19 protein-coding genes are annotated in these 24,445 nt (G+C 77.9%); 5 read left to right on the top strand and 14 right to left on the bottom strand.

Annotated elements, in window-relative coordinates; genetic code table 11:
- Positions 1-65: 65 nt before the first annotated feature.
- The 12 genes from ftsZ to mraZ form a co-directional block, all read right to left on the bottom strand.
- Positions 66-1,346, bottom strand: a complete 1,281-nt coding sequence (gene ftsZ, locus ACI8AD_RS08720) for a cell division protein FtsZ (protein ID WP_456870134.1) — start codon at positions 1,344-1,346, stop codon at positions 66-68.
- A 425-nt stretch (positions 1,347-1,771) separates the two neighbouring features.
- Positions 1,772-2,566 carry a cell division protein FtsQ/DivIB gene (locus ACI8AD_RS08715; RefSeq protein WP_456870133.1) on the bottom strand — a complete coding sequence of 265 codons (795 nt, stop codon included), beginning with the start codon at positions 2,564-2,566 and terminating at the stop codon, positions 1,772-1,774.
- The gene (murC, locus tag ACI8AD_RS08710; RefSeq protein ID WP_456870132.1) at positions 2,563-4,002 is read right to left on the bottom strand and encodes a UDP-N-acetylmuramate--L-alanine ligase; all 1,440 of its coding nucleotides are present in this window, start codon (positions 4,000-4,002) and stop codon (positions 2,563-2,565) included. Before murC ends, ACI8AD_RS08715 begins: the two co-directional genes overlap by 4 nt.
- A complete protein-coding gene (gene murG, locus ACI8AD_RS08705) occupies positions 3,992-5,119 on the bottom strand; it encodes an undecaprenyldiphospho-muramoylpentapeptide beta-N-acetylglucosaminyltransferase (RefSeq protein WP_456870131.1) in 1,128 nt (375 codons plus the stop codon). Before murG ends, murC begins: the two co-directional genes overlap by 11 nt.
- A complete protein-coding gene (gene ftsW, locus ACI8AD_RS08700) occupies positions 5,116-6,570 on the bottom strand; it encodes a putative lipid II flippase FtsW (RefSeq protein WP_456870130.1) in 1,455 nt (484 codons plus the stop codon). The genes murG and ftsW overlap by 4 nt, the downstream gene beginning before the upstream one ends.
- Positions 6,571-6,755: 185 nt before the next feature.
- Positions 6,756-7,835 (bottom strand): phospho-N-acetylmuramoyl-pentapeptide-transferase, encoded by a 1,080-nt coding sequence (mraY, locus tag ACI8AD_RS08695; RefSeq protein WP_456870129.1) that lies wholly within the window; start codon positions 7,833-7,835, stop codon positions 6,756-6,758.
- On the bottom strand, positions 7,832-9,250 hold the full coding sequence (locus ACI8AD_RS08690) for a UDP-N-acetylmuramoyl-tripeptide--D-alanyl-D-alanine ligase (RefSeq protein WP_456870128.1): 1,419 nt from the start codon (positions 9,248-9,250) through the stop codon (positions 7,832-7,834). The genes mraY and ACI8AD_RS08690 overlap by 4 nt, the downstream gene beginning before the upstream one ends.
- Positions 9,247-10,812 (bottom strand): UDP-N-acetylmuramoyl-L-alanyl-D-glutamate--2,6-diaminopimelate ligase, encoded by a 1,566-nt coding sequence (locus ACI8AD_RS08685; RefSeq protein ID WP_456870127.1) that lies wholly within the window; start codon positions 10,810-10,812, stop codon positions 9,247-9,249. The genes ACI8AD_RS08690 and ACI8AD_RS08685 overlap by 4 nt, the downstream gene beginning before the upstream one ends.
- A 126-nt stretch (positions 10,813-10,938) precedes the next feature.
- The gene (locus ACI8AD_RS08680; RefSeq protein ID WP_456870126.1) at positions 10,939-12,987 is read right to left on the bottom strand and encodes a peptidoglycan D,D-transpeptidase FtsI family protein; all 2,049 of its coding nucleotides are present in this window, start codon (positions 12,985-12,987) and stop codon (positions 10,939-10,941) included.
- A gap of 1 nt (position 12,988) precedes the next feature.
- Complete coding sequence (locus tag ACI8AD_RS08675; protein ID WP_456870125.1) at positions 12,989-13,597, bottom strand: hypothetical protein; 609 nt, start codon at positions 13,595-13,597, stop codon at positions 12,989-12,991.
- Positions 13,594-14,571, bottom strand: coding sequence for a 16S rRNA (cytosine(1402)-N(4))-methyltransferase RsmH (gene rsmH / locus ACI8AD_RS08670; RefSeq protein ID WP_456870124.1), 978 nt, complete (start codon positions 14,569-14,571; stop codon positions 13,594-13,596). The genes ACI8AD_RS08675 and rsmH overlap by 4 nt, the downstream gene beginning before the upstream one ends.
- Positions 14,572-15,032: 461 nt before the next feature.
- Positions 15,033-15,467, bottom strand: a complete 435-nt coding sequence (gene mraZ / locus ACI8AD_RS08665; RefSeq protein ID WP_456870123.1) for a division/cell wall cluster transcriptional repressor MraZ — start codon at positions 15,465-15,467, stop codon at positions 15,033-15,035.
- A gap of 337 nt (positions 15,468-15,804) precedes the next feature.
- On the opposite strand from mraZ, the gene ACI8AD_RS08660 reads away from it, so the two are divergent.
- The 3 genes from ACI8AD_RS08660 to ACI8AD_RS08650 are packed head-to-tail and all read left to right on the top strand — an operon-like array spanning position 15,805 to position 20,618.
- Complete coding sequence (locus tag ACI8AD_RS08660) at positions 15,805-16,788, top strand: AAA family ATPase (RefSeq protein WP_456870122.1); 984 nt, start codon at positions 15,805-15,807, stop codon at positions 16,786-16,788.
- Between the two features lie 3 nt (positions 16,789-16,791).
- Complete coding sequence (locus ACI8AD_RS08655) at positions 16,792-18,174, top strand: DUF58 domain-containing protein (RefSeq protein ID WP_456870121.1); 1,383 nt, start codon at positions 16,792-16,794, stop codon at positions 18,172-18,174.
- Positions 18,171-20,618 (top strand): transglutaminase family protein, encoded by a 2,448-nt coding sequence (locus tag ACI8AD_RS08650; protein ID WP_456870120.1) that lies wholly within the window; start codon positions 18,171-18,173, stop codon positions 20,616-20,618. The genes ACI8AD_RS08655 and ACI8AD_RS08650 overlap by 4 nt, the downstream gene beginning before the upstream one ends.
- Before the next feature lie 182 nt (positions 20,619-20,800).
- Here ACI8AD_RS08650 and ACI8AD_RS08645 read toward each other — a convergent pair whose 3' ends face one another.
- The gene (locus ACI8AD_RS08645; protein ID WP_089402932.1) at positions 20,801-21,202 is read right to left on the bottom strand and encodes a DUF3040 domain-containing protein; all 402 of its coding nucleotides are present in this window, start codon (positions 21,200-21,202) and stop codon (positions 20,801-20,803) included.
- A 123-nt stretch (positions 21,203-21,325) separates the two neighbouring features.
- Entirely contained in the window at positions 21,326-22,513 is a 1,188-nt protein-coding gene (dinB, locus tag ACI8AD_RS08640) for a DNA polymerase IV (RefSeq protein ID WP_456870119.1), read from the bottom strand.
- A 242-nt stretch (positions 22,514-22,755) separates the two neighbouring features.
- Here dinB and ACI8AD_RS08635 point away from each other — a divergent pair, with 242 nt between their 5' ends.
- Both ACI8AD_RS08635 and ACI8AD_RS08630 read left to right on the top strand, forming a co-directional pair.
- Complete coding sequence (locus ACI8AD_RS08635; protein ID WP_089403354.1) at positions 22,756-23,049, top strand: BatC protein; 294 nt, start codon at positions 22,756-22,758, stop codon at positions 23,047-23,049.
- A 314-nt stretch (positions 23,050-23,363) separates the two neighbouring features.
- A complete protein-coding gene (locus ACI8AD_RS08630) occupies positions 23,364-24,437 on the top strand; it encodes a cupin domain-containing protein (RefSeq protein WP_456870118.1) in 1,074 nt (357 codons plus the stop codon).
- The last annotated feature ends 8 nt before the right edge of the window (positions 24,438-24,445 follow it).

The raw sequence follows: 24,445 nt of genomic DNA, 5'->3' as shown, positions 1-24,445 counted from the left end.
GCCCCCCACCGCTCGCACGCTCGCGGCGGGCCCCTGCGAGGGGGCCGGAGAGCGAGGGGTCTCCGTCATTGGCGGAGGAAGTCCGGGATGTCGAGCTCCTCCTCGAAGTCCTCGTTGCCCAGCGGCCGGCGGCCGGCGGCGCCGGACGCGGCCCCGTTGACCGGCGGCAGCGGCGGGACGGTGATGCCGCCGCCGGGCGGGGTCGCGCGGGACACCGGTGACGGCGCCGGGGCGACCGGGGCCGGCGGCGGCACCGACCCGACCAGCCGCTCCCCCGTGGCCCGCGGCAGGCCCGCCGGCGGCGCCGGGGCGACCGGCGGCGACGGCAGCCGCCCCGGGGCGGTCGTGGGCCCGGCGGACGGGACGGCGGCGACCGCGCCCTCCTTGCGCGAGGACGGGCGCCCACCGTCGAACCCGGCGGCGATGACGGTCACGCGGACCTCGTCACCCAGGGCGTCGTCGATGACCGCACCGAAGATGATGTTGGCGTCGGCGTGGGCCGCGTCGGACACCAGCGAGGCGGCCTCGTTGATCTCGAACAGCCCCAGGTCCGAGCCGCCGGAGATCGACAGCAGGACGCCGTGGGCGCCCTCCATCGAGGCCTCCAGCAGCGGGCTGGCGATCGCCTGCTCGGCGGCGAGCAGCGCGCGGTTGTCCCCGCGGGCGCTGCCGATTCCCATGAGGGCGGAGCCGGCGCCGGACATGACCGACTTGACGTCGGCGAAGTCGAGGTTGATCAGGCCGGGGGTGGTGATCAGGTCGGTGATGCCCTGGACACCGGAGAGCAGCACCTGGTCGGCGGTGCGGAAGGCGTCCATCACGCTGACGTTGCGGTCACCGAGCTGCAGCAGCCGGTCGTTGGGGATGACGATGAGCGTGTCGCACTCGTTGCGCAGCTCCTCGATCCCCGACTCGGCCTGCACGGCGCGCCGCTTGCCCTCGAAGGAGAACGGGCGGGTGACCACGCCGATGGTGAGCGCGCCGAGCTTGCGGGCGATCGAGGCCACGACCGGCGCGCCGCCGGTGCCGGTGCCGCCGCCCTCGCCGGCGGTCACGAAGACCATGTCGGCGCCCTTGAGCACCTCCTCGATCTCCTCGCGGTGGTCCTCGGCCGCCTGGCGGCCGACGTCGGGCTGCGCGCCGGCGCCGAGGCCGCGGGTGAGCTCCCGGCCGACGTCGAGCTTGACGTCGGCGTCGCTCATCAACAGTGCCTGGGCGTCGGTGTTGATGGCGATGAACTCCACCCCCTTCAGACCGACCTCGATCATCCGGTTCACCGCGTTCACGCCGCCGCCGCCGATGCCGACGACCTTGATGACCGCGAGGTAGTTGTGCGGAGGTGTCATGTGGGGCTCCCGACCTCGACCCTCATCCTCAAGTGGAGACTTAGCGTTATGTCAACTGGGTCGACGCGGACGAAGTTAGGTGGGCCCTGTCGGCACCATCAAGCACCCTCCTCGGACCGGCGTGTCGCGACACCCGCATCTCACGGTTCTCCGGCGACCCGCTGGTCACATCTGCACCACCGACCGTGACGACCCGCGGCCGGCGATCCCTCATCCCGGGGTGGAGACCGTGAGCACCGGCACCGGTGGACGGATTCGGTCCCGATGTCGTGTCGGGCGTGTCGCAGGAGCGGGCGTGTCGGCGGCGCGCCGGTCGATCAGCGGTCCGCACGCGGCCACGCACGCACGGCAACGGGATGGAACGGCCCTCCTGCAGGGTCCCGCCTCGAGCGGAGCGAGGGGTGGGGGGGCAGGAGGGTCCTTCGTCATCGGAGGACGACGGCGTCCGGCGCGCTGACGTCGATGGTCGTGGCCGGCTCGATGGCGCCGGCGGCGAGCTGGTCGAGCAGGGCCACCAGCGCGGCGGCGCGCCGGTCGTCGTCGGCGTCGTCACCGGTGCCGCCCCACACGACGGTGGTGCCGTCGGTGAGCGTGAGCGTCACGTCGTCGGCGGAGGGGGCCGTCGCCCGGGCGACCTGCTGCCGGACCGCGGTGGGCAGCGCGCCGAGCGCGTCGAGGCCGGCTCGGGTGGCGGCGTCGTCGGGACCGGGGTCGGCGACGTCGAGCGGCACCACCCCGGCCGGCGCCTCGCCGGTGACGGTGTCGAACAGCACGCCGGAGGCGTCGACCAGCGAGCGGGTGCCGCCGTCCTCGACGACGGCGACCGGCCGCCGCTCGGCCACGGTGACCACGACGCTGCCCGGCCAGCCGCGGGCGACCTGCACCGAGGCGACCTGCGGCAGGCGGGCGACCCGCGCCTCGGCCGCCTCGACGTCGACCCGCAGCAGCGGCGTCCCCTCGGCCACCCCGGCGGCGGTGCGCACCTGCTCGGCGGTCAGCGTGGTGGCGCCGTCGACGCGGACCCCGCGCACCGCCAGCAGCGGGCTCATCCACAGCGCCCACCAGGCCAGCGCCAGGACCAGCAGGGTCGCCGCGGCGCCGACCAGGCGGCGCCGGCGCCGGTCGCGCGGGGTGTCCCGGCGCCGCCGGCGGGCGGGCCGGGCGACCTCGACCGGCGTCCCGCGCTCGCGGTCGGCGGTGGTGAGGCCGGCGCGGCTCACCGGACGGCGTCCCCGCCGCCCGGGCCGGCCAGCGCGGCCAGCACCTCCGGGCCGACCATGGAGACGTTGCCGGCCCCCATGGTGATGACCAGGTCCCCGGGCCGGGCCCGGGCGGCGAGGGCCGGGGCGGCCGCCGACCACGAGGGCTCGAAGTGCACCCGCTCGGGCGGCAGCGGGACGGCGTCGGCGACCATCGCGCCGGTGACGCCGGGCACCGGGTCCTCGCGGGCGCCGTAGACGTCCATGACCACGACCTCGTCGGCCAGCCCCAGCGCCTCGCCGAAGGCCGCCGCGAACTCGCGGGTCCGGCTGTAGAGGTGCGGCTGGAAGGCCACCACCACCCGGCCCTCCCCCGCCACCGCGCGGGCGGCCCGCAGCTGCGCGGTGACCTCGGTCGGGTGGTGGGCGTAGTCGTCGTAGACCCGGACGCCGGCGGCGGTGCCCTTGAGCTCGAAGCGGCGGTGCACCCCGCCGAAGCGCTCGAGCCCGGCGACCAGCCCGTCGGCGGGCAGCCCCAGCTCCAGGCCGGCCAGCAGCGCTGCGGCGCTGTTGCGGGCCATGTGCTCCCCGGGCACCCGGATGCGCACCCGGCCGAGCACGGCGCCGTCGAGCACGGCGGTCCAGGCGGTGGCGTCGGGGCCGACGTCGAGGTCCACGATCCGCAGGTCGGCGTCCTCGGCGGTGCCGTAGGTGCGCAGCCGCGCCGGGGTGGGCACGCCGCGCAGCCGGGCCGAGCCCGGGTCGTCGGCGCAGACGACGACGAAGCCGTCGGGGTGGACGGTGCCGAGGAAACGGTCGAAGGCGGCCTCGACGGCGGCGAGGTCGCCGTAGTTGTCCAGGTGGTCGGCCTCGACGTTGGTGACGATCGCCCCGTACGGCGCGAGCAGCAGGAAGGAGCGGTCGCTCTCGTCGGCCTCGGCGACGAAGACGTCGCCCTCCCCCGCGTGCGCGTTGCTGCCGGACTCGTTGAGGGTGCCGCCGATGGCGAAGGAGGCGTCGACGCCGCAGGCCTGCACCGCGACGGTGAGCATCGAGGTGGTCGAGGTCTTGCCGTGCGTGCCGGCGACGGCGACGCTGCGCCGCCCGGACATCACCGCGGCCAGCGCGACCGCGCGGGGCAGCACGGTCAGTCCGCGCGCGCGGGCGGCGGCCAGCTCCGGGTTGTCCTCGCGGATGGCCGAGGAGACGACGACGGAGTCGGCGTCGCCGAGGTGGGCGGCGTCGTGGCCGGTCTCGACCCGGGCACCGAGGGCCCGCAGCGCGAGCAGCGTCGGGGTCTCGCGGCGGTCGCTGCCGGAGACGCGCACCCCGCGGGCGAGCAGGATCCGCGCGATGCCGCTCATGCCGGCGCCCCCGATGCCGATGAAGTGCACCGCGCCGAGGTCGGCCGGTGAGGGCACCGGGCCGGTCCAGGCGGTGGTCGCGTCAGCGGTCACCGGTCGCCACCTCCAGCACGATGTCGGCCAGCCGCTCGTCGGCGTCGGGGACCCCGGCCGCGGCGGCGTGGGCGGCGTACCCGGCCAGCGCCGCGGGGTCGGTGAGCAGCGGCACCACGGTGGCCTCGATCCAGGCGGGTGAGAGGTCGGCGTCGTCGACGAGCAGCCCGCCGCCGGCCTCGACGACCGGCAGCGCGTTGCGCCGCTGCTCGCCGTTGCCGATGGGCAGCGGCACGAACGCCGCCGGCAGCCCGACGGCCGAGAGCTCGGCGACGGTGACCGCCCCCGAGCGGCAGAGCGCGAGGTCGGCGGCGGCGTAGGCGAGGTCCATGCGCTCCAGGTAGTCGACGACGACGTAGGGCGCCGACCCGGCCGGCCGCGGCGGCACCGTGACGTCGGTGTTCTTGGGCCCGCGGGCGTGCAGCACCTGGATGCCGGCGGCGGTGAGCGCGTCGGCCGCCGCGACCGCGGCCCGGTTGAGCGAGGCCGCGCCCTGCGACCCGCCGAAGACCAGCAGCGTCGGGCGGTCGGCGTCGAGACCGAACTGCGCGCGCGCCTCGGGCCGGGTGGCGGCGCGGTCGAGGCTGGTGATCGCCGAGCGCAGCGGCATGCCGACGTGCTCGCCGCGGTGCAGCGGCGTCCCGGGCACGGTGACCGCGACCCGGGCGGCCACCCGGGCGCCGACCCGGTTGGCCAGGCCCGGCAGCGCGTTCTGCTCGTGCACGACCACCGGCACGCCGGCGCGCCTCGCGGCGAGGTAGGCCGGCAGCGCGACGTACCCGCCGAACCCGACGACGACGTCGGCGGCGAGCTCGGTGAGCAGGCCGCGGGTCTCGGCGACGGCGCGGCGCACCCGGCCGGGCACCCGCAGCAGGTCGAGGGTGGGCCTGCGCGGCAGCGGGACCGGCGGGATCAGCCGCAGGTCGTAGCCGCGGGCGGGGACCAGCCGGGTCTCCATGCCGCGGGCGGTGCCCAGGCAGGTGATCCGCAGCGCGGGGTCGCGACGCCGCAGCGCGTCGGCCAGCGCCAGCATCGGCTCGATGTGGCCGCCGGTGCCGCCGCCGGCGAGGACGACGCTCCCCGGGCGGCCTCCCGGGCGGGTGGCCGGGCCGGTCACCGGGACCGTCCCGGGCGGTCGGCCAGGCCCCGCCGGTCGCGGTCGGGACGGCGGGCGGCCGGCGGCGGCACGCGGCGGGCGGGGCCGCGGTCCTCGGCGGGCCGCCGCAGGGGGTGGGCGCCGACCGGCCGGCGCGGGGCCGGGCGGGCCGGCTCCGGCTCGGGCCGGGGGCGGCGCTGGCGGACCGGGTCGACGGCGAGCTCGGGCACCGGCAGCAACCAGCGGGCCAGCCGGCCGCGGTCGCGGCTGCGGGCGTACTCGATGGCCGCGGGCTCGGATCGGGCGAAGCGGATGAGGATCCCCACGATGAACAGGGTGAGCACCAGCGAGGTGCCACCGGCGGAGACCAGCGGCAGGGTGACCCCGGTGACCGGGAGGACGCCCACCACGTAGCCCATGTTCATGGCCGCCTGGCCGACCAGCCAGACGGTGATCGCCACGCTGGCCAGCGACACGAAGCGGTCGGCGGTCCGGCGGGCGATGCGGAAGCCGGCGTAGGCCAGCACCGCGTAGAGCGTGACGACGACCAGGCAGCCGAGGAAGCCGAGCTCCTCGCCGATGATCGCGAAGATGTAGTCCGACTCGGCCTCCGGCAGCAGGTTCCACTTCATCGCGCTGTTGCCCAGGCCCACCCCCCACAGCCCGCCGTTGGCCAGCGCGTAGAACCCGCGGACGGCCTGGAAGCCGGTGTCGCTGGGGTCGTCGAAGGGGTGCAGGAAGGAGGTGACCCGCTCCAGGCGGTACTCCGAGGTCGCGATCATGGCGTAGCCGAGAGTGGCGCCGGCGGCGATGCCGATCCCCCACAGCCGCCCGGGCAGGCCGCCGGCCCACAGCAGCCCGCCCACCACGAGCAGCAGGCTGACCACCGCGCCGAAGTCGGGCTCGAGCATGAGCAGGCCGCAGAGCAGGACGAAGACCGGCAGCAGGGGCACCAGCAGCGTGCGGACCGTCAGGTGGCGGCCGCGCAGGGCGAGCACGTGCGCACCCCACAGGGCGACGACGAGCTTGGACAGCTCCGAGGGCTGGAAGTCGGTGAAGCCGAGGCTGATCCAGGCGCGCGAGCCGTTGTACTCGACCCCCACGCCCGGGACGAGCACCGCGACCAGCAGCACGGCGACGGCGACCAGCGCGACCGGCGACCAGCGGCGGACCAGCCCGGCGGGCAGTCGCACCGCGACGCCGAGCGCGGCCAGGCCGAGGACGGCGAAGACGAGCTGGTCGACGCCGGGGCGCCAGGCGGGCTGGTCGTCGAGCGCGGCCTCGATGGCCGAGGCGGAGAAGACCATGACCAGCCCGATGGCCAGCAGCAGCCCGGCGGCGCCGATGACGAGGTGGCAGCTGACCATCGGCCCCTCGAGCCAGGCCGGGCCGCGCAGCCGCCGCAGGGGCGCCGCCGGGGACGTCCGGCGGGGCGTGCGCCGGGCGCGGGTGGACTCGCTGCGGCCGTCCATCCGGTCATCGTCGCCGAGCCGCGCGCGCGGCCCCGGCAGGGGCCGGGCGTGTCGTGACGGTCGGCGCGGTGAGGTGCTGGAACGGCCCCCTCGCAGACGAAGGACCCCCGTGCCCCCCACCGCTCGCAGGCTCGCGGCGGGCCCCTGCACGAGGGCCGAGGTGCCGGGGGCGAGGGGGTCCTCCATCACAGCCCGGTGAGCGACAGCCAGTCGGCGTAGAACAGCCCCAGGCCGAAGGCCACGGCCATCCCGGTGACCAGCCAGAACCGCACGATGACGGTGTTCTCCGCCCACCCGGCGAGCTCGAAGTGGTGGTGCAGCGGGGCCATCCGGAACACCCGCCGGCGGGTGGCGCGGAAGAAGGCGACCTGGATGACCACCGACAGCGTCACCGCGACGAACAGCCCGCCGAGGACGATGAGCAGCAGCTCGGTGCGGGTGACGATGGCGATGCCGGACATGAGCCCGCCGAGGGCCAGCGAGCCGGTGTCGCCCATGAAGATCCGCGCCGGGCTGGTGTTCCACCACAGGAAGCCCAGGCAGGCGCCCAGCGCCGCGGCGGCCACCAGCGTGACGTCGAGCGGGTCGCGCACCTGGTAGCAGCCGTCGACGGCGGCGGTGGCGCAGTCGTGGGTGAACTGCCAGAAGCTCATGACGACGTAGGCGCCGAACACCATGGCCGAGCACCCGGCCGCCAGCCCGTCGAGGCCGTCGGTGAGGTTGACCGCGTTGGAGAACCCGGCGATGAACAGGTAGGCCAGCACCACGAAGCCGAGGGCGCTGACGTACAGCGGCTCGATGTCGCGGACGTAGGAGACGAACTCCGACGCCGGCGTCACCCCGGCCTCGTCGGGGAAGTTCAGCGCCAGGACGGCGAAGGTGAGCCCCACGACGAGCTGCCCGACCAGCTTGGCGGTCTTGTTGAGACCCAGGCTGCGCCGGTGGCGGATCTTGAGGTAGTCGTCGAGGAAGCCGACGGTGCCGAGCCCCACCATGAGGAACAGCAGCAGCAGGCCGGTGGCGGTGACCCCGCGGCCGGGCTGGCCGATGAGGAAGAGGTGGGCGATCAGGTAGCCGCCGACGGTGGCCCCGACGATGACGGTGCCGCCCATGGTGGGCGTGCCCTTCTTCGACAGGTGCGACTCGGGGCCGTCGTCGCGGATCTCCTGCCCGAAGCCGCGCCGCCGGAAGGCGCGCACGGCCAGCGGCGTGGCGAGGATGGAGACGACCAGCCCGAACGCCGCGGCGATGAGGACGGACTTCACGCGCCTGCCCCGGCGCTCAGCAGGCCCTCGGCCAGGACCTCGAGCCCGTTGGACCGGCTGGCCTTCACCAGCACGACGTCACCGGGCACGAGCACCTCCGAGAGCAGGTCGAGGGCGGCCGCCCGGTCGGGCACGGACACGGCGCGCGTCCCGGCACCGGTCCCGCTGCCCTCCGCCGCGCGGGCACCGGCGGCCGTGGCACCCGTCACCATCCCTACCGCACCGGGTCCGACGGCGACCAGCAGGTCGACGCCCGCGGCGACCGCGTCGCGGCCGAGCCGCTCGTGCTCGGCGACGGCGTCGTCGCCGAGCTCGGCCATCCCGCCGAGGACGGCGACCCGCCGGCCGGCCGGCAGCCCGGCGAGGGCGGCCAGCGCCGCGCGCATCGACTCGGGGTTGGCGTTGTAGGCGTCGTTGACCACGGTCACGCCGTCGGCGCGGCGGGTGACCTCCATGCGCCAGCGGCTGCGCGGCTGCGCCTGCGACAGCGCGGTGGCGACGGCGGCGGGGGTCATCCCGGCGGCGAGCGCGGCGGCCGCGGCCGACAGCGCGTTGGCCACCTGGTGCTCGCCGACCACCTGCAGCGCCACCGGGTGCGCCTCGCCGCCGGCGACGAGGGTGAAGCGGGCCCTGGCGGTGTCGTCGAGGACGACGTCGGTGGCGCGGACGTCGGCGCCGCCGGCGCGCCCGGTGGTGACCACCCGGGCGCGGGTGCGCGGCGCCATCCCGAGCACGCGGGCGTCGTCGGCGTTGAGGACGGCGGTGCCGGTCTCCGGCAGCGCCTCCACCAGCTCGCCCTTGGCCACCGCGATGGCGTCGGCGGACCCGAACTCGCCGAGGTGGGCCGAGCCGACGTTGAGCACCACCCCGACGTCGGGCCGGGCGAGCGTGCACAGCCGCGCGATGTGGCCGATCCCGCGGGCGCCCATCTCCAGCACCAGGTAGCGGGTGTCCTCGCCGGCCGAGAGCACGGTGAGGGGCATGCCGATGTCGTTGTTGTAGGAACCGGGCGGGCTGACGGTGGGACCGGCGGCGGCCAGCACCTGGCCGAGCAGGTCCTTGGTGGAGGTCTTGCCCGAGGAGCCGGTGATGCCGACGGTCAGCAGGCCGCCGGCGGCGAGCCGGGTGTGCACCAGCGCGGCGAGCCGGCCGAGCGCGACCACGGTGTCGTCGACGACGAGGGCCGGCAGCGGGCCGCCGGGGCGGGTGGTCAGCGCGGCGACGGCGCCGGCGGCCGCGGCGGCGTCGAGGAAGTCGTGCCCGTCGACGCGCTCGCCGGCGACGGCGACGAACAGGTCGCCGGCGGCGACGCTGCGGGAGTCGAGCGTCACGCCGGTGACGGTGACGTCACCGGCGCCGGGCGGCACGGCCGCGCCGACGGCCCGCGCGACCTCGGCGAGGGAGAGGGCGATCACCGGGAGGCCGCCCCGGCGGGGGCCGACGCTCCCGGCTGCCGGGCGGCGAGCACCTCGCGCAGCACGGCGCGGTCGTCGAACGGCGTCACGGTGCCGGCGACCTCCTGTCCCGACTCGTGTCCCTTGCCGGCGACCAGCACCGTGTCCCCGGGACGGGCCAGGGCGACGGCGTGGGCGATGGCCGCCCGCCGGTCGCCGACCTCCTCGACGGCGGCGCGGCGCCCGGCCGGCACCCCGGCCAGCACGGCGGCGCGGATGGCGGCGGGGTCCTCCGAGCGCGGGTTGTCGTCGGTGACCACGACCAGGTCGCTGCCCAGCGCCGCCGCCGCGCCCATCGCCGGGCGCTTGCCCTGGTCGCGGTCGCCGCCACAGCCGAGCACGGTGATCAGCCTGCCCCGGGTGGCGGCGCGCAGCGCGGCGAGCGCGGTGGCCACGGCGTCGGGGGTGTGGGCGTAGTCGACGACGGCGGTGAACGGCTGGCCGGCGTCGACGGGCTCCATGCGGCCGGGGACGACGGTGGCCGCCACGCCCGCGAGCGCCTGCGGCACCGGGACGCCGACGGCGTCGAGCAGGGCGACGGCGAGGACGGCGTTGGTGACGTTGAACCGGCCGGGCAGCCGCACGCTCGCCGGCCAGGAGCCGCCGGGGCCGGTGAGGGTGAAGGTGGAGCCGCCGTCGGGCGCGGTCGCGACGTCGGTGGCGGTCCAGGCGGCGGGGGCGCCGTCGGCGGAGACGGTGACCGCCCGCTCCCCCAGCATCCCGGCCAGGCGGCGGCCGGCGTCGTCGTCGACCACGACCACCTCGGTGGCCGCGCGGCCGTCGAAGAGCAGCGCCTTGGCCTGGAAGTAGCTCTCCAGGTCGCCGTGGAAGTCGAGGTGGTCCTGGCTGAGGTTGGTGAAGCCGGCCGCGGCGAAGGGCACCCCGCCGACCCGGCCCTGCACCAGGGCGTGGCTGGAGACCTCCATGACGACGGCGTCGACGCCGGACTCGGCCATGGTCGCCAGCAGCGCGTGCAGCACCGGCGCCTCGGGCGTGGTGCGGACGCTGGGGAAGGCCCGCTCGCCGCCGTCGCGGCCGCGGGTGCGCGACTGCACGGTGCCGATCAGCCCGGTGCCGCGGCCCGCGGCGGCGAGCCCCGCCTCCACCAGGTAGCTCGTCGTCGTCTTGCCGTTGGTGCCGGTGATGCCGATGACCGGAAGCCGGCGGGCGGGCTCGCCGTAGACGCGCGCGGCGACGTCGCCGAGGCGGGCGCGGGGGTCGTCGACGACGCAGACCGGCAGGCCGGTGGCGGCGGACTGCTCGCGGCCGGCGGGGTCGGTGAGGACGGCGACCGCGCCGCGCGCGGCGGCGTCGGCGGCGTAGCGGGCGCCGTGGGTGCGGGCCCCGGGCAGGGCGGCGTAGAGGTCGCCGGGGGCCACCTCGGTGGAGGCGAGGGTGACGCCGCGGACGGCGGTGGCGGGGTCGCCCTGCACGGGGTCGCCGACGAGGTCGGCCAGCGCGCTGAGGGCGAGCGGGCGGTTCCCCGCGGGCCGGGGCGCCGACCCGGGTCCGGTCGGGCTCACGTCGGGCCAATCTACCGGCGCGCCGCCCCGGCCCCGCGCACCCGCGGCGGCTCGGCGGTGTCCGACGCCGTGCACGTCCGCGGAAGTGCACGCCGGAGGCACGGGCACTTCCGCGGAAGTGCCCGGCTAGTCGCCGGCGGGAGGGCCGGCGGCGGCCTCGGCCTGGTCCTCGCGGGTGAACGCGAAGTCCGGGCGCGGCGTGCCGGAGGGCACCACGCCGGAGGAGGTGAGCACGTACCGCATGACGTCGGCGAACACCGGGGCGGCGACCTGCCCGCCCTCCGCGGAGCTGGTGGGCCGCTCGAGGTCGACGGCGACGACGTACTGCGGGTCGTCGGCGGGCGCGAACCCGACGAACGTCGTCACGTAGCCGCCGCCGTCGTAGCAGTTGCACTCGGGGTTGGCGCGCTGGGCGGTGCCGGTCTTGCCGGCCACCCGGTAGCCCTCGACCTGTGCGAGCGGCGCGGTGCCGCCGGGGCCGACGACGGCCTCGAGCATGTGCGCGAGGTCGGCCGCGGTGTCCTCGCTGACGACGCGGGTCGGCTCGGGCGCGTCCGGCGTGGTCGTCGTCCCGTCGGGGGCGGTGATCGAGGAGACCACGCGGGGGGCGACGCGGACGCCGTCGTTGGCGATGGCCTGGTAGACCGAGGCCATCTGCAGCGTCGTCACCGACACGCCCTGCCCGATCGCGATGTTGGCCGCGCGGCTGTCCTCCCACTCGTCGGCGCCCTGCAGGATGCCGGCGCTCTCGCCAGGCAGCTCCACGCCGGTCTTCGCGCCGACGCCGAACGCGCGCAGGTACCGCTCCAGCGTCGCGTCGCCGACCTCGCGGGCCAGCATGATCGTGCCGACGTTGCTGGACTTGGCGAGGATGCCGGTCACCGTCCAGTCGATCGGCTCGTGGTCGTGGGCGTCGGTGACCACCGTGTCCCCGGCCCGGATGTGGCCGTCGACGGTGAGCACGGTGTCGGGGGTGGTCACGCCCTCCTCGAGCGCGGCGGCCATGGTCACCGCCTTCATGACCGAGCCGGGCTCGAAGACGTCGCTGACGACGGGGTTGCCGAGCAGCTCGGGGTCGGTGCGGCCGGCCTGCGCGGGGTCGTAGCCGGGGCAGGACCCCATGGCGACGACCTCGCCGGTGTGCACGTCGAGCACGACGGCCGAGGCGCGGGTGGTCGCGCCGTCGGCGCAGGCGGCCGCCAGCCGCTGCTCCACGACGTACTGCACGTCCTGGTCGAGGGTGAGCTCGACGGTGCTGCCGTCGGTGGCCGGCGTCGACTCGTCGATGCCCGCCGGGATCGGGTTGCCGCCGCTGCCGACCTCGACCCGGCGGCGGCCGTCGGTGCCGGCGAGGGTGTCCTCGAAGCGCAGCTCGACCCCGCCGAGGCCGGTCCCGTCGCGGCCGGTCCAGCCGACCACCTGCCCGCCGACGGCGCCGGCCGGGTAGAGCCGCACCGGGTCGTCCTCGAAGTACACCCCGGGCAGGCCGAGCTCCTCGATGGCCTCCACGGTCTCCGGCGGGACCTGCCGGGCGAGGCTGACGTAGCGCCCGTCGGAGGAGAGCTGCTCGGTGAGCTCGTCGACCGGGACGTCGAGCAGCGCGGTCAGCGCCAGCGCGGTGCGCTCGGGGTCCTCGACGAGGGAGGGGTCGGCGGTGACCCGCGAGGCGTCGACGGTGTAGGCGAGCGGGTTGCCGTCCCGGTCGAGGACGGCCCCGCGCAGCGCCGCGAGGGGGACGTCGGCGAGCCGGTCCTGCTCGGCGCGGTAGGCGAGGTCGGCGCTGTCGACGCCCTGCAGGAACACCAGCTTGCCGGTGACCACCAGCAGCGGGACGACGACGAGCACCAGTCCCCACCACAGGCGCGACGGTGCGGCGGTCAGCGGGCGGCCGCTGTGCCGGCGCCCCTGGGCGCGCCGCGGGACGAACGCGCCGGCACGGGTCGCTCCCCCGCCGCGCAGAGCGGCACCGCGGGGGACGGCACCCCGGCGCTCGGGGGCGCGGTGCTCGGCGCCGCGGGGCTCGGCACCGCGTCGTTCGGGACTGCGACGCTCGGGACTGCGACGCTCCGGCACCCGGCGCTCCGGCACGCGGCGCTCGGCGGCACCGCGGCCGGGGCTGCGCCGCCCGGGGTCGCCGGGCCGGCCGGTCTCGCGGGGCAGGTCGCGGGGCGCCACGTCAGCCACCCGCCCCGGCCGGCGGCTCGGCGCCGGGCGCCGGCTCGGGCGTGCCGCGCAGCGTGGCGCTGCCGTCGGGACCGATGACCAGGTACGCGGCGGCACCGGCGGGGACCAGCCCGGCGGCGGCCGCGGCGGCGGCGAGCTGGGCCGGGGCGCCGCCGGCGACCACCTGCTGCTCGAGCTGCTGGACCTCCTCGGCCTTCTCGGCGTTGGCGGCGCGCAGCTCGGTCGCCTTGAGCGAGTTGACCGCGATGGCGGTGTTGAGGACCAGCAGGCCGATCGTGGTGGCCACCAGGAGCACGAGGACGAACAGGACGAACGGCGCGCGGCGGCCGGCGGCCGCGGCGCGGGCCCGGCCGGCGACGCCGGTCGCCGGCCGCGCCTCGGCCGCCGACGGCACGACCGGCGCCGGCCCCGTGCCGCGCGCGGGCCGGACCGGCACGCCGCGCACGGGCCGCGAGGGCAGGGTCCGCACCGGCCGGGAGGGCAGCGCGCGCAGCGGCCGGGACGGGACGACGTGCGGCGTCGGCGGCGTGGTGCGCCGGGCGGTCGCCTCCGGGGTCGTGCGGGTGGCGCCGTCGCGGGGCGCGCGGGCGGCGGCGCTCACGCTGCCCGCCGGATGCGCTCGGCGGCCCGGACGCGGGCCGAGGCCGCCCGCGGGTTGGCGGCGAGCTCCTCCTCGGAGGGCGCCTCGCCGCCGCGGGTGAGCAGCCGCAGCACCGGGCCGTACTCGGGCAGCCGGACCGGCAGCTCCGGCGGCGTCCGGTCGGCGGCGCCCGCGGCGAGGGTCTGCTTGACGATCCGGTCCTCCAGCGAGTGGAAGGTGATGACCACGATGCGGCCGCCCACCGCGAGCGCGTCCAGCGCCGCCGGAAGCGCCCGCTGCAGCACCCCCAGCTCGTCGTTGACCTCGATCCGCAGCGCCTGGAAGGTCCGCTTGGCGGGGTGGCCGCCGGTGCGCCGGGTGGCCGCCGGGATCGACTCGCGCACCAGGTGGGCCAGCCGCTCGGTGCCGCTGAACGGCTCGCGGGCGCGCTCGCGCACGATCGCCCCGGCGATGCGGGCGGCGAAGCGCTCCTCGCCGTAGACCCGCAGCACCCGGGTCAGCTCGGCGGCGGAGTAGGTGTTGACGACGTCGGCGGCCGACCGCGGGGCGTCGGGGTCCATCCGCATGTCCAGGGGGCCGTCGGCGGCGTAGCTGAAGCCGCGGTCGGCGCGGTCGAGCTGCAGGGAGGACACGCCGAGGTCGAACAGCACCGCCTGCACCTCGCCCAGGCCGAGCCGGTCGAGGACGTCGGGCAGCTCGTCGAAGACGGCCGGCACCAGCGTGGCGCGGTCGGCGTGGCCGGCGGCGGCGATGCGGGCGGCGGCCTCGGCGCGGGCGTGCGGGTCGCGGTCGAGCCCGACCAGCCGCAGGCCGGGGTGGGCGCCGAGCAGGGCCAGCGCGTGCCCGGCCAGGCCGAGCGTGGCGTCGACGAGGACGGCGCCGTCGCGGGCGCAGGCGGGACCGAGCAGCTCGGCGACCCGGTCGAGGAGGACGGGCACGTGCACCGCGGGCCGGGTGGGCTCGGGCGTGCTCATCGTCGGTCTCCTCGGGTCGCGCTCCCGCGCGGGACGGTGTCGTCGCCGGTCGGGTGCGCCCATGGTGGCGCGGGCAGCGGGTCGGCTGGGGGAGCTCGGCGGCGTGCCGCGGGACGGGCGGGACACGAGGGGCGCCGTGCGGCGGGGTGCGGGCAGGCCGGAGGCCACCCGGGCGAGACGCGCGGGTGGGGCGGTGTGGGGACCGGGGGGCGGGGTGGAGCGGGAGTGGGGACCGCCACCCCCCGCGGGGCCGCCTGGCGCCGGGGAAGTGCGTCAGGAGGAGCCCGCGGGGGGCGGAGGCCGCCTGTGCCGGTCACCGGCGAGGCCGGTGGCGTGGGGACGCCGGGGTCCGCGCGGGGACCGAGCCGCGGGGAAGGCGGTTCGGGCCGGACCCGGTCGAGCCGCGGGGAAGTCGGCTCGCGGTCGGGTGCGCGGCGGCCGGGGCGACCGGCTGGACGGGGTCAGGACAGCGTGGGCATCCCCTCGCTCTCCATGGCGGCGAACGCCGCCTCCTGCTCGGCCTCGTAGGAGTCCCACGTGGCCTGGTCCCAGATCTCGAAGCGGGTGTCGACGCCGACCACCACGACGTCGCGGTCGAGGCCGGCGTACTGGCGCAGGGCCGCCGGGATGGTGATGCGGCCGGCCTTGTCCGGCTCGACCTCGACCATCGAGCCGAAGCTCAGGCGGGCGCGCATGCGGGCCTCGGCGGTGTCGGCGGGGGCCATGCTGGCGGCGGCGCGGCTCTGCTCGGCGACGCGGGCCATCGTGAGGCCGTAGACACAGCGCTCCTGGCCCTTCTTGATCACCATGCCGTCGGCCACCTGGTCTCGGAAGCGCACGGGGAGCGCGAGCCGGCCCTTCTCGTCGAGCCGCAACGAGTAGCTGCCGACGAACACCGGATCACCTCCCCCATGCGCCCTCCTCGCGTCCACCGCGGACCCGGGACGGGCCCTGGCTCCCCACCGCGCCACACACTAACCCACTACGCCCCACCGAACACCACTCGACACCATGTCGTGACCGGTTCTCCCCACCGCTCCCCGTGCAGGTCAGCGCCGGTTCCCCGGGCTCCCCGCCGGCAGGGGGGCGCGGGTGGGGCCGGGTGGGGCGCACGAGCACCGCGGGACCGGCCCGGGAGCCCCTCCGGACCGTCCCGGTGGGGTCCGCGGACGGTCTCCGACCGCGGTGCGCGGACCTGCTCCGGAACGGCGGTGGGCACGTACCGTGGGCCGGGTGACCGACACCATGCGTGCGGCGGACGGGACGGCGGGGCCGCCGGTCGACGTCGCCGCGGAGGGCGCGCGCATCGCGGCCAACGTCTCGCGGGTCGTCCAGGGCAAGCCCGACGTCGTCCGCCTGGCCCTGGTCGTGCTCCTCGCCGAGGGCCACCTGCTCGTCGAGGACGTGCCCGGCACCGGCAAGACGACGCTGGCCAAGGCGCTGGCCGCGTCCATCGACGCCAGCGTCCGCCGCATCCAGTTCACGCCCGACCTGCTGCCCAGCGACGTCACCGGCGTGTCCATCTACGACCAGGAGACCCGCGCCTTCGAGTTCCGGCCGGGCGCGGTCTTCGCCAACGTCGTCGTCGCCGACGAGATCAACCGGGCCTCGCCCAAGACGCAGTCGGCGCTGCTGGAGTGCATGGAGGAGCGGCAGGTCACCGTCGACGGCGTCAGCTACGAGCTGGCCCGGCCGTTCCTGGTGATGGCCACGCAGAACCCGGTGGAGATGGAGGGCACCTACCCCCTCCCCGAGGCCCAGCGCGACCGGTTCACCGCGCGGGTGTCGATGGGCTACCCCGACCGCGAGGCCGAGGTCGCGATGCTCGACGACCGCGGCACCGGCGACCCGCTGGCCACGCTCGCCCCGGTCGCCGACGCCGGCACGGTGCGCGCCCTCGTCGCCGCCGTCGGCACGCTGCACGTCTCCGACGCGCTGCGCCGGTACGTCGTCGCGCTGGTCGAGGCCACCCGCCGCTCCCCCGACCTGCGCCTGGGCGCCTCCCCCCGCGCGGGCCTGCAGCTGCTGCGCACCGCCCGCGCCTCGGCGGCGCTGGCCGGCCGCGACCACGTCCTGCCCGACGACGTGCAGGAGATGGCGCTGCCGGTGCTCGCCCACCGCCTGCTGCTCACCGCCGACGCCGCCGCCGCCCGGCGCACACCCGAGCAGGTGGTGCACGGGCTGCTGGGCAGCGTGCCCGTCCTCCGCGGGCGCTGAGCCGTGGCCGGCCCGCTCCGGACGGCGCTGACGTCACTGACGCTGCGCGGCCGCTGCCTGGTCGCCGCGGGGCTCACGCTGCTGGCGCTGGGCGCGCTGCTCGGCGAGCGGCCCCTGGTGCAGATCGCCGTCTTCCTGCTCGCGCTGCCGCTGCTGTCGGCGGTCGCCGTCGCCCGCCAGCGGTTCCGGGTCGGCGTCCGGCGCACGGTGACCCCGGCGCGCGTCCCCCGCGGGGAGAGCGCCGACGTGCTGCTCGAGGTCACCAACGCCGACCGGCGCACCGGCCGGCTGTGGCTGCTGTCGGAGCAGCTGCCGGCCGAGCTGGGCCGCTCCCCCGGCTTCGTCGTCGAGCGGCTCCCCGGCGGGCGGGCCGCCGCGCTGCCCTACCGGGTGCACGGCGGCCGCCGGGGCCGGTTCCGCCTCGGCCCGCTGCAGCTGCGGCTGGTCGACCCCTTCGGCCTGGTGCAGCGCACCACCAGCGGCAGCGACGGCACGCCGCTGCTCGTCGTCCCCCGGGTGCGGCCGCTGGGGCCCGGCGGCCCGGCCGGCGGGCACGGCGGCGGGGGCGAGGGCGCCCGCCGCTCCATCGCGGTGCACGGCGAGGACGACGTCAGCACCCGCGCGTACCGGCACGGCGACGACCTGCGCAAGGTGCACTGGCGGGCGACGGCGCGCACCGGCGAGCTCATGGTGCGGATGGAGGAGCGGCCGTGGCGGGCGCAGGCCGCGCTGCTGCTCGACACCCGGGTGCGCGCCCACCTGCTCGTCCGGGCCGCGGGTCCGGGGCCGGCCGCCACGATCGTCGTCCCCGGGCCGCCGGGTGACCCCGCGCCGCCGCCGGACAGCCTCGAGTGGCTGGTCGAGGCCGCGGCCAGCATCGGCAGCGCGCTGGCCCGCCGCGGCTCGGCGCTGCGCGTGGTGACCGCCGAGGGCGAGCTGCGCCCGGTCGAGGGCTCGGGCGGGCTGGGCCCCACCGAGCTGCTCGACCGGCTGGCCGTGCTCTCCCCCACCCGCGGGTCCTCGCTGCGGCCGGCCGTCGAGCAGCTGCGCCGGGTCGCCGGCGACGCCCCGGTGGTCGCGGTGCTCGGCGCCGTCGCCCCCGACGACCTCGCCGAGCTGCTCGCCGCCCGCTCCGGCCCGCACAACGACGTCGCCGTCCTCCTCGACGTGGCCAGCTGGGCCGAGGCCGGCGGCCGCACCCGGCGGGGCCTGTCGGCCACCGCCCGCGCGCACCTGGCCGCGCAGGTCGAGGAGTCCGCGTCGCTGCTGCGCGGGGCGGGGTGGCAGGTCACCGTCGCCGGCGCCGGCTCCTCGGTCGAGGCGGTGTGGGCCGAGCTCGCCGCGCAGCGCGGTTCCGCCGCCCGTCCCGCGGGGGTGCCGGCATGACGACGCTCGCCCCGCCACCGGCGCCGTCGGCCCCGCTCCCGCCGCCCCGGCCGCCCGCTCCCGCCGCCCGCCCGGCCCCGGCGCGGCCGGCCGCGACCGGGCAGCACGACGGCCCCACCACGCTGGCCGCCGCGGTGGCGACCGCGCTCGGCGCGTGCGCGCTGGTGCCGGTCTTCACCCGCCCGGCGTGGCTGCCCCCGGCGCTGGCGGCGATCGTCGTGGTCGCGCTCACCGGGCTCGCGCTGCGCGCCGCCGGTCCGGCGCTGTGGGAGTGGGCGTCGGGCGGCCGGCCGGCACCCGCCCGCGTCGCGGCCGCCGGCGTGCCCCTGGTCCCGCTGGCCCAGCTCGCCGCCCTCACCTCCCTCATGACGGCGCTGTTCGCCCCCGACCGCGCCCTCGCCGGGTGGCTGCCCACCCCCCGCAGCCTCGGCGACCTCGCCGCGGTCCTCACCGACGGGTCGGCGGAGCTGCGCGAGCAGGCGACGCCGGCGCTGCCGCTGACCGGCCTGCTCGCGCTGACCGTGCTGCTGGTCGGGATGGTCGCGGTCACCGTCGACCTGATCGCCGTCGGCGGGCGGCAGCCGGCGCTGGCGGGGCTCGGCCTGCTGGTCCTCTTCTGCGTGCCGGTCAGCACGGTCACCGGCGGCGTCGGGCTGGTCGCGCTGGCCGCCCCGGCGGCCGGGCTCGCGCTGCTGCTGTGGTCGGACCAGGCGCGGCGGCTGACCCGCCGCGCCCGCCGGGCCGGCCGCGGCTCCGGCGCGGGCGCGGCGGCGGCCGCCGGCACCGCGCTGGCCGCGCTGGCGGCCGCCCTCGTCGTCGGCAGCCTCGTGCCCACCCTCCCGGAGGGCCGGCTGGCCGCCGGCTTCGGTCCCGGCGGAGGGGGCGGGGCCACCGGTACCGCCCTCGACCCGGCCGCGGCGCTGCAGGGGCAGCTGACCCTGCCCGAGCCGATCGACCTGCTGCGCGTCGACGCCTCCGTCCCCGACCCCGGCTACCTGCGCGTGGTGACCCTCGACGTCTACGACGCCGAGCAGGGCTGGACCCTCGGCAACCTCGACGGCGAGAGCTCGGTGGCGCAGTCGCAGGACCTCGCGCCGCTGCCCGGCCGGCGCGACGGACGGCGGGTCGAGGCGACCGTCACCGCCGTCGGGCACGACGACCGGTTCCTGCCGGTGCTCCCCTCCCCGCTGCGGGTGCAGATCGCCGACCCCGACGCCTGGCGGTTCGACCCCGCCACCGGCACCGTCTTCGGCCGCGACGTGACCACCGCGGGCACCAGCTACCGGGTCGGCGCGGTGCAGGCCCAGCCCAGCGAGCAGGAGCTGCTCGAGGCCGGGCCGCTGGCCCCCGGCAACCCGGTGCTCGAGCGCGACACCGCGCTGCCGCCGCTGGACCCCGAGGTCACCGACCTGGTGGCCCGGCTGACCGCCGGCGCGGCGACCCCGTACGAGGCGGTCCGCGCCATCCACGACCACTTCTCCCGGGCGAACGGCTTCGTCTACAGCCTGGCGACCGCGCCGGGCACCACCGGCGACGACCTCGCCCGCTTCCTCCGGTTCAAGCAGGGCTACTGCGAGCAGTACGCCGGGGCGATGGCGGCCATGGTCCGCGCCGCCGGCATCCCCGCGCGGGTGGCGCTGGGCTACACCCCCGGCCGGCTGCAGCCCGGCGGGAGCCGGCTGGTCACCAGCGACGACGCGCACGCCTGGGTGGAGGTCTACTTCGACGACCTCGGCTGGATCCCGTTCGACCCGACGCCGATCGACAGCGACCGCGCCGTCGACCTGCCGTGGGCGCCGCGCCCGGCCGACCAGGAGGTCCTCGAGCGGCCGACCGACGTCCCGACCGCGCCGACCCCGGTCCAGCCCACCCCCGCGCCGCGGCAGGACCGGCTCGACGACGGCGCGCAGCAGGGGTCGGCGTCCGCCGGGCAGACGTCGTCGGCGCGGCCGGTGCTCGTCGGCGCCGGCGTGCTGCTCGGCCTGGCCGCGCTCGTGGGCGCCCCGGCCGGCGCGCGGGCGCTGCAGCGCCGCCGCCGGGTGGCCGACGGCAGCCCGGGCGCGCTGTGGGACGAGCTCGCCGCGACCGCCCGCGACCTCGGCCTGCCCTGGGACCCCGCCCTGACCCCGCGCCGGCAGGCGGCGGCCCTGGCCCGCACGCTCGGGCCCGGGAGCGGCGGGTCCTCCCGGGTGGGCACGCAGGGCGCGGCGGACGCGGTCGAGCGGCTGGCCCGCGCGGAGGAGGCCGCCCGCTACGGCCCTCCCGGCGCCGGCTCCGGCGACCCGGCCGCGGCAGCCGCGCTGCGGACGGCGCGGCAGGGGCTGGTCGCGGCCGTCCCCGCCCGCACCCGGCTGCTGGCGCGGCTGTGGCCGGCCTCGCTGGTCGAGGGGCTGGGCGCCGCGGCCCGGGCGTTGCTGGGCCGGCTCCCCCGCCGCACCGCCTGAGGAGGGCCCCCTTCCCGGGGCCCGTTCCAGCACGTCACCCGGCCGCCGGACGGTGTGCGCCGACGCCGCACGTCCGGGCCGGGGACGCCGCGCCGGCGCACACCGTCCGGGGGAACGGGCCCGCCGAACGCCGACGGCCGCCGTCCCCGGGAGGGACGGCGGCCGTCGGCCGAGCGTGCGGGCTACTGGTCGTAGCGGCGGCGGAAGCGCTCCTCGAGGCGGTTCTTCAGCGGCTGCCGGCGGGGCCTGCCGCCGCGGCCGCGGGCGGCGGTGCTCCCGCCGCGGGCGCCGACCGGGCCGGTCTCCACCGCGCCGGTGGCGCTGCGGTAGTTCAGCACGCCGAGCGCGGCGCCGCCGAACATCACCAGGAACCCGAGGACCCCGAGGGGCACGGACGGGACGACCGCGCCACCGACGAGGACGGCCAGGCCCACGACCACCAGCAGCGCACCGAGTTGCAGCTTCCGCCGGGCCTTGAGCCTGCGGTCACCCGTGCGGACGGAGGAGGCGAACTTGGGATCGTCGTCGACGAGGGCGCGCTCGATCTGCTCCAGCAGTCGCTGCTCGTGCTCGGAGAGCGGCACCGAGACCTCCAGATGGGCCAAGCCAATACCGCCGGGGTCACCCCGGCGGTGCCACCGAGGATACGAGCCGTTCGCGGGGTGCGAAAGGCGAGCGCGCGGCGACCCGCCGGTGATCGTCTCCGGTCACCCTCCCGGGCGGTCGCGCACCCGCCGGTCGCGGTCGCGGTGCAGCAGCGTGGCCGGCCGGACGGCCCCCGCGCCGAACCGGCGGGCGGCCCGGTCGGCGGCCAGCTCGGCGTCCCGGCGGCCGTGCTCGCGCTCGCCGAGCTGCAGCTGCCGGGGCGCCGACCCGGCCGGCACCAGCCGCTCGGCCCGCACCCCCACCAGCCGCAGCCGCGCCCGGTCCAGGCCGAGGGCGTCGAAGAGCGCGCGGGCGGTCTCGTAGAGGTCCTGCCCGACGTCGGTGGGGACGTCGAGGGTGCGGCTGCGGGTGATCGTGGTGAAGTCGGCGAAGCGGACCTTGATGCTCACCGTGCGCGCCAGCCAGCCGCCCGCCCGCAGCCGGCCCGCCGTCCGCTCGGCCAGCCGCAGCAGCTCCCGGTGGACCACGGCGGGGTCGTCGACGTCGGTGGCGAAGGTCTCCTCGTGCCCGGTGGACCGCTCCGGCTCGTCGGGCACCACCCGGCGCGGGTCGCGGCCCCAGGACAGCTCGTGCAGGTGCGCGCCGGCCGCCGGGCCCACCGCCCGCTGCAGCGTGCGGACCGGCACGTGCGCCAGGTCGCCGACGGTGCGCAGCCCCAGCCGCAGCAGCAGCTCCTCGGTCTTCGCGCCGACGCCCCACAGCGCGCCCACCGGCAGCGGGTGCAGGAAGTCGATGACCTCGGCCGGGCGGACGACGAGCAGCCCGTCGGGCTTGGCGCGGGTGGAGGCGAGCTTGGCCACGAACTTGGTGCCGGCGACGCCGACCGAGCAGGTGATGCCCTGCTCGTCGTAGACGCGGGCGCGCAGGTACTCGCCGATCTGCGCCGCGTCGCCCAGCCGGCGGCCGGCCCCCGACACGTCGAGGAAGGCCTCGTCGAGGCTCAGCGGCTCCACCAGCGGGGTGACCGACCGGAACAGCGCCATGACCGAGCGGGAGACCTCGGCGTAGAGCGCCATGTCGCCGGGCAGCACGGTCGCCGTCGGGCACAGCCGCAGCGCCCGGGCCGTGGGCATGGCGGCGTGCACGCCGTACGCGCGCGCCTCGTAGGTGGCCGAGGTGACCACCCCGCGGTTGCCCGCGCCGCCGACGACGACCGGCGTGCCGGCGAGCTCGGGGCGCCGGCGCACCTCGACGCTGGCGAAGAAGGCGTCCATGTCGACGTGCAGCACCGTGCACCCCTCCGCCCGCCCCGCTGCCACGACCCCTCCCTCGAACACCTGTTCGGACCGACCTGGGGAGGGTAACGGTCCGGCCGGGTCCGTGGCGCGCGGTGCGGGCGGGCTCCCCGGCGTGTCCCGGAACGGCGCGAACTCGCAGGTGACCGCATGTGTGACCGCCCCGTGAACGAGGTAGGTGGGACGCGACCGACCGCCATCCGGCGGCCGGCGCCGATCCGCACCGGAGGAGCTCGATGGCGCTCGACGACGACGACATGACCAGCGTGGAGGGTCCGGCCGACAGCGGTGCCGGCGAGGGCACGCCCGGCCAGCACGACGGCGGTGCCGACGGCGGCGCCGACGGCGGCGCGGGCCACGACGGCGGCGCGGACGGCACGGCCGACGGCGGTGCCGGCCACGACGGCGGCGCGGACGGCGGTGCCGACGGCGGCGCCGGGCACGGCCCGGCCGACGGCGGTGCGGCCGGTGGCGGCTCCGACGGCGGTGCCGACGGTGGCGCCGACGGCGGCGCGGACGGTTCGGCCTGAGCCAGGACCCGGCCGTCGCGGGGCCGGGCGGGGCTGACCCCTGCCCGGCCCTGCGCCGGTGCACGCACCTCGACCCCGCGGTCTTCGCCGAGCGGCACTGGTCGCGCCGCCCGCTGCTCACCCGCGCCGAGGACACCGGGGAGTCCTTCGCCGACCTGCTGACGCTGGCCGACGTCGACGAGCTGCTCTCGCGCCGCGGGCTGCGCACCCCGTTCCTGCGCATCGCCAAGGACGGCGCCGTCGTCGACGCGGCGCGGTTCACCACCTCCGGCGGCGCCGGCGCCGAGATCGCCGACCAGGTCTCCTCGGACGCCGTGCTGCGGCTGTTCGCCGACGGCAGCACCGTCGTCCTGCAGGGGCTGCACCGGCTCTGGCCGCCGCTGATCGAGTTCGCCGACCAGCTCGCCGCCGACCTCGGGCACCCCACGCAGGTCAACGCCTACGTCACCCCGCCGTCCTCGCGCGGCTTCAGCCCGCACTACGACGTGCACGACGTCTTCGTGCTGCAGGTGGCCGGCGAGAAGCACTGGACGATCCACGAACCGGTGCTCCCCGAGCCGCTGCGCAGCCAGCCGTGGAACGACCGCGCCGCCGAGGTCGCCGCGGCCGCGGAGCGCGAGCCGGTCATCGACGCGGTGCTGCGCCCCGGCGACGCGCTCTACCTGCCGCGCGGCTACCTGCACTCGGCGGTGGCCCTGGGGCAGACCAGCGCCCACCTGACCGTCGGCGTCCACTCGGTCACCCGCTGGTCGGCCGTCGAGGCGGCGCTGGACCTGGTGCGGGTGCTCGCCGCCGACGACCCCGAGCTGCGCCGGGCGCTGCCGCTGGGCGTGGACCTCGCCGACCCTGCGGCCCTGCGCGACGACGTCGCCGCCGTGGTGGGTGCGCTGCAGGGCTGGCTGGGCCGGGTCGACCCCGACCGGGTCGCCGACCGGGTGCGCGGCCGCACGTGGGCGCAGGTGCGGCCGGAGCCGGTGGCGCCGCTGGCGCAGGCGACCGCCGCCGCGGCGCTCACCCCCGACACCGTGCTGCGGCTGCGCCGCCGGCTGCGGGTCTCCCTGCGGGACGCCGGGGGCGACCGCGTCACCCTGATCGGCGGGCGCCGCACGCACGAGTTCCCCGCCGCCACCCGCCCGGCGCTGGCCGCGCTGCTCGCCGCCGGGGAGCTGAAGGTGGCCGACCTGGCCGGCCTGGAGCCGGCCGACCGGCTCACCCTGGCCCGGCGGCTGGTGACCGAGTCGATCGCCGTGGTCGCCGACGCGCACGTCGACGGGTCCCCCGACGGTGGGAGCGCCCCCGAGCCGGGCCCGGCCGGACCGGGTGCCCCGGCCCCGGACGCGGGCGGGGACGATGGGGAGCGTGCCGACGCCCTCGGGACCGGGTCGTGAGCCCGCCG

The sequence above is a fragment of the Geodermatophilus sp. SYSU D00766 genome, assembly GCF_054049915.1.
Note: the sequence above shows the minus strand (reverse complement) of the source record. Positions and strands in the feature narration are given on the sequence as shown.

Coding starts and splice junctions, on each gene's coding strand:
- ACI8AD_RS08650 (WP_456870120.1), top strand. CDS start 18,171: ATGACGACGCTCGCCCCGCCACCGGCGCCGTCGGCCCCGCTCCCGCCG.
- ftsW (WP_456870130.1), bottom strand. CDS start 6,570: ATGGACGGCCGCAGCGAGTCCACCCGCGCCCGGCGCACGCCCCGCCGG.
- ftsZ (WP_456870134.1), bottom strand. CDS start 1,346: ATGACACCTCCGCACAACTACCTCGCGGTCATCAAGGTCGTCGGCATC.
- rsmH (WP_456870124.1), bottom strand. CDS start 14,571: ATGAGCACGCCCGAGCCCACCCGGCCCGCGGTGCACGTGCCCGTCCTC.
- ACI8AD_RS08635 (WP_089403354.1), top strand. CDS start 22,756: ATGGCGCTCGACGACGACGACATGACCAGCGTGGAGGGTCCGGCCGAC.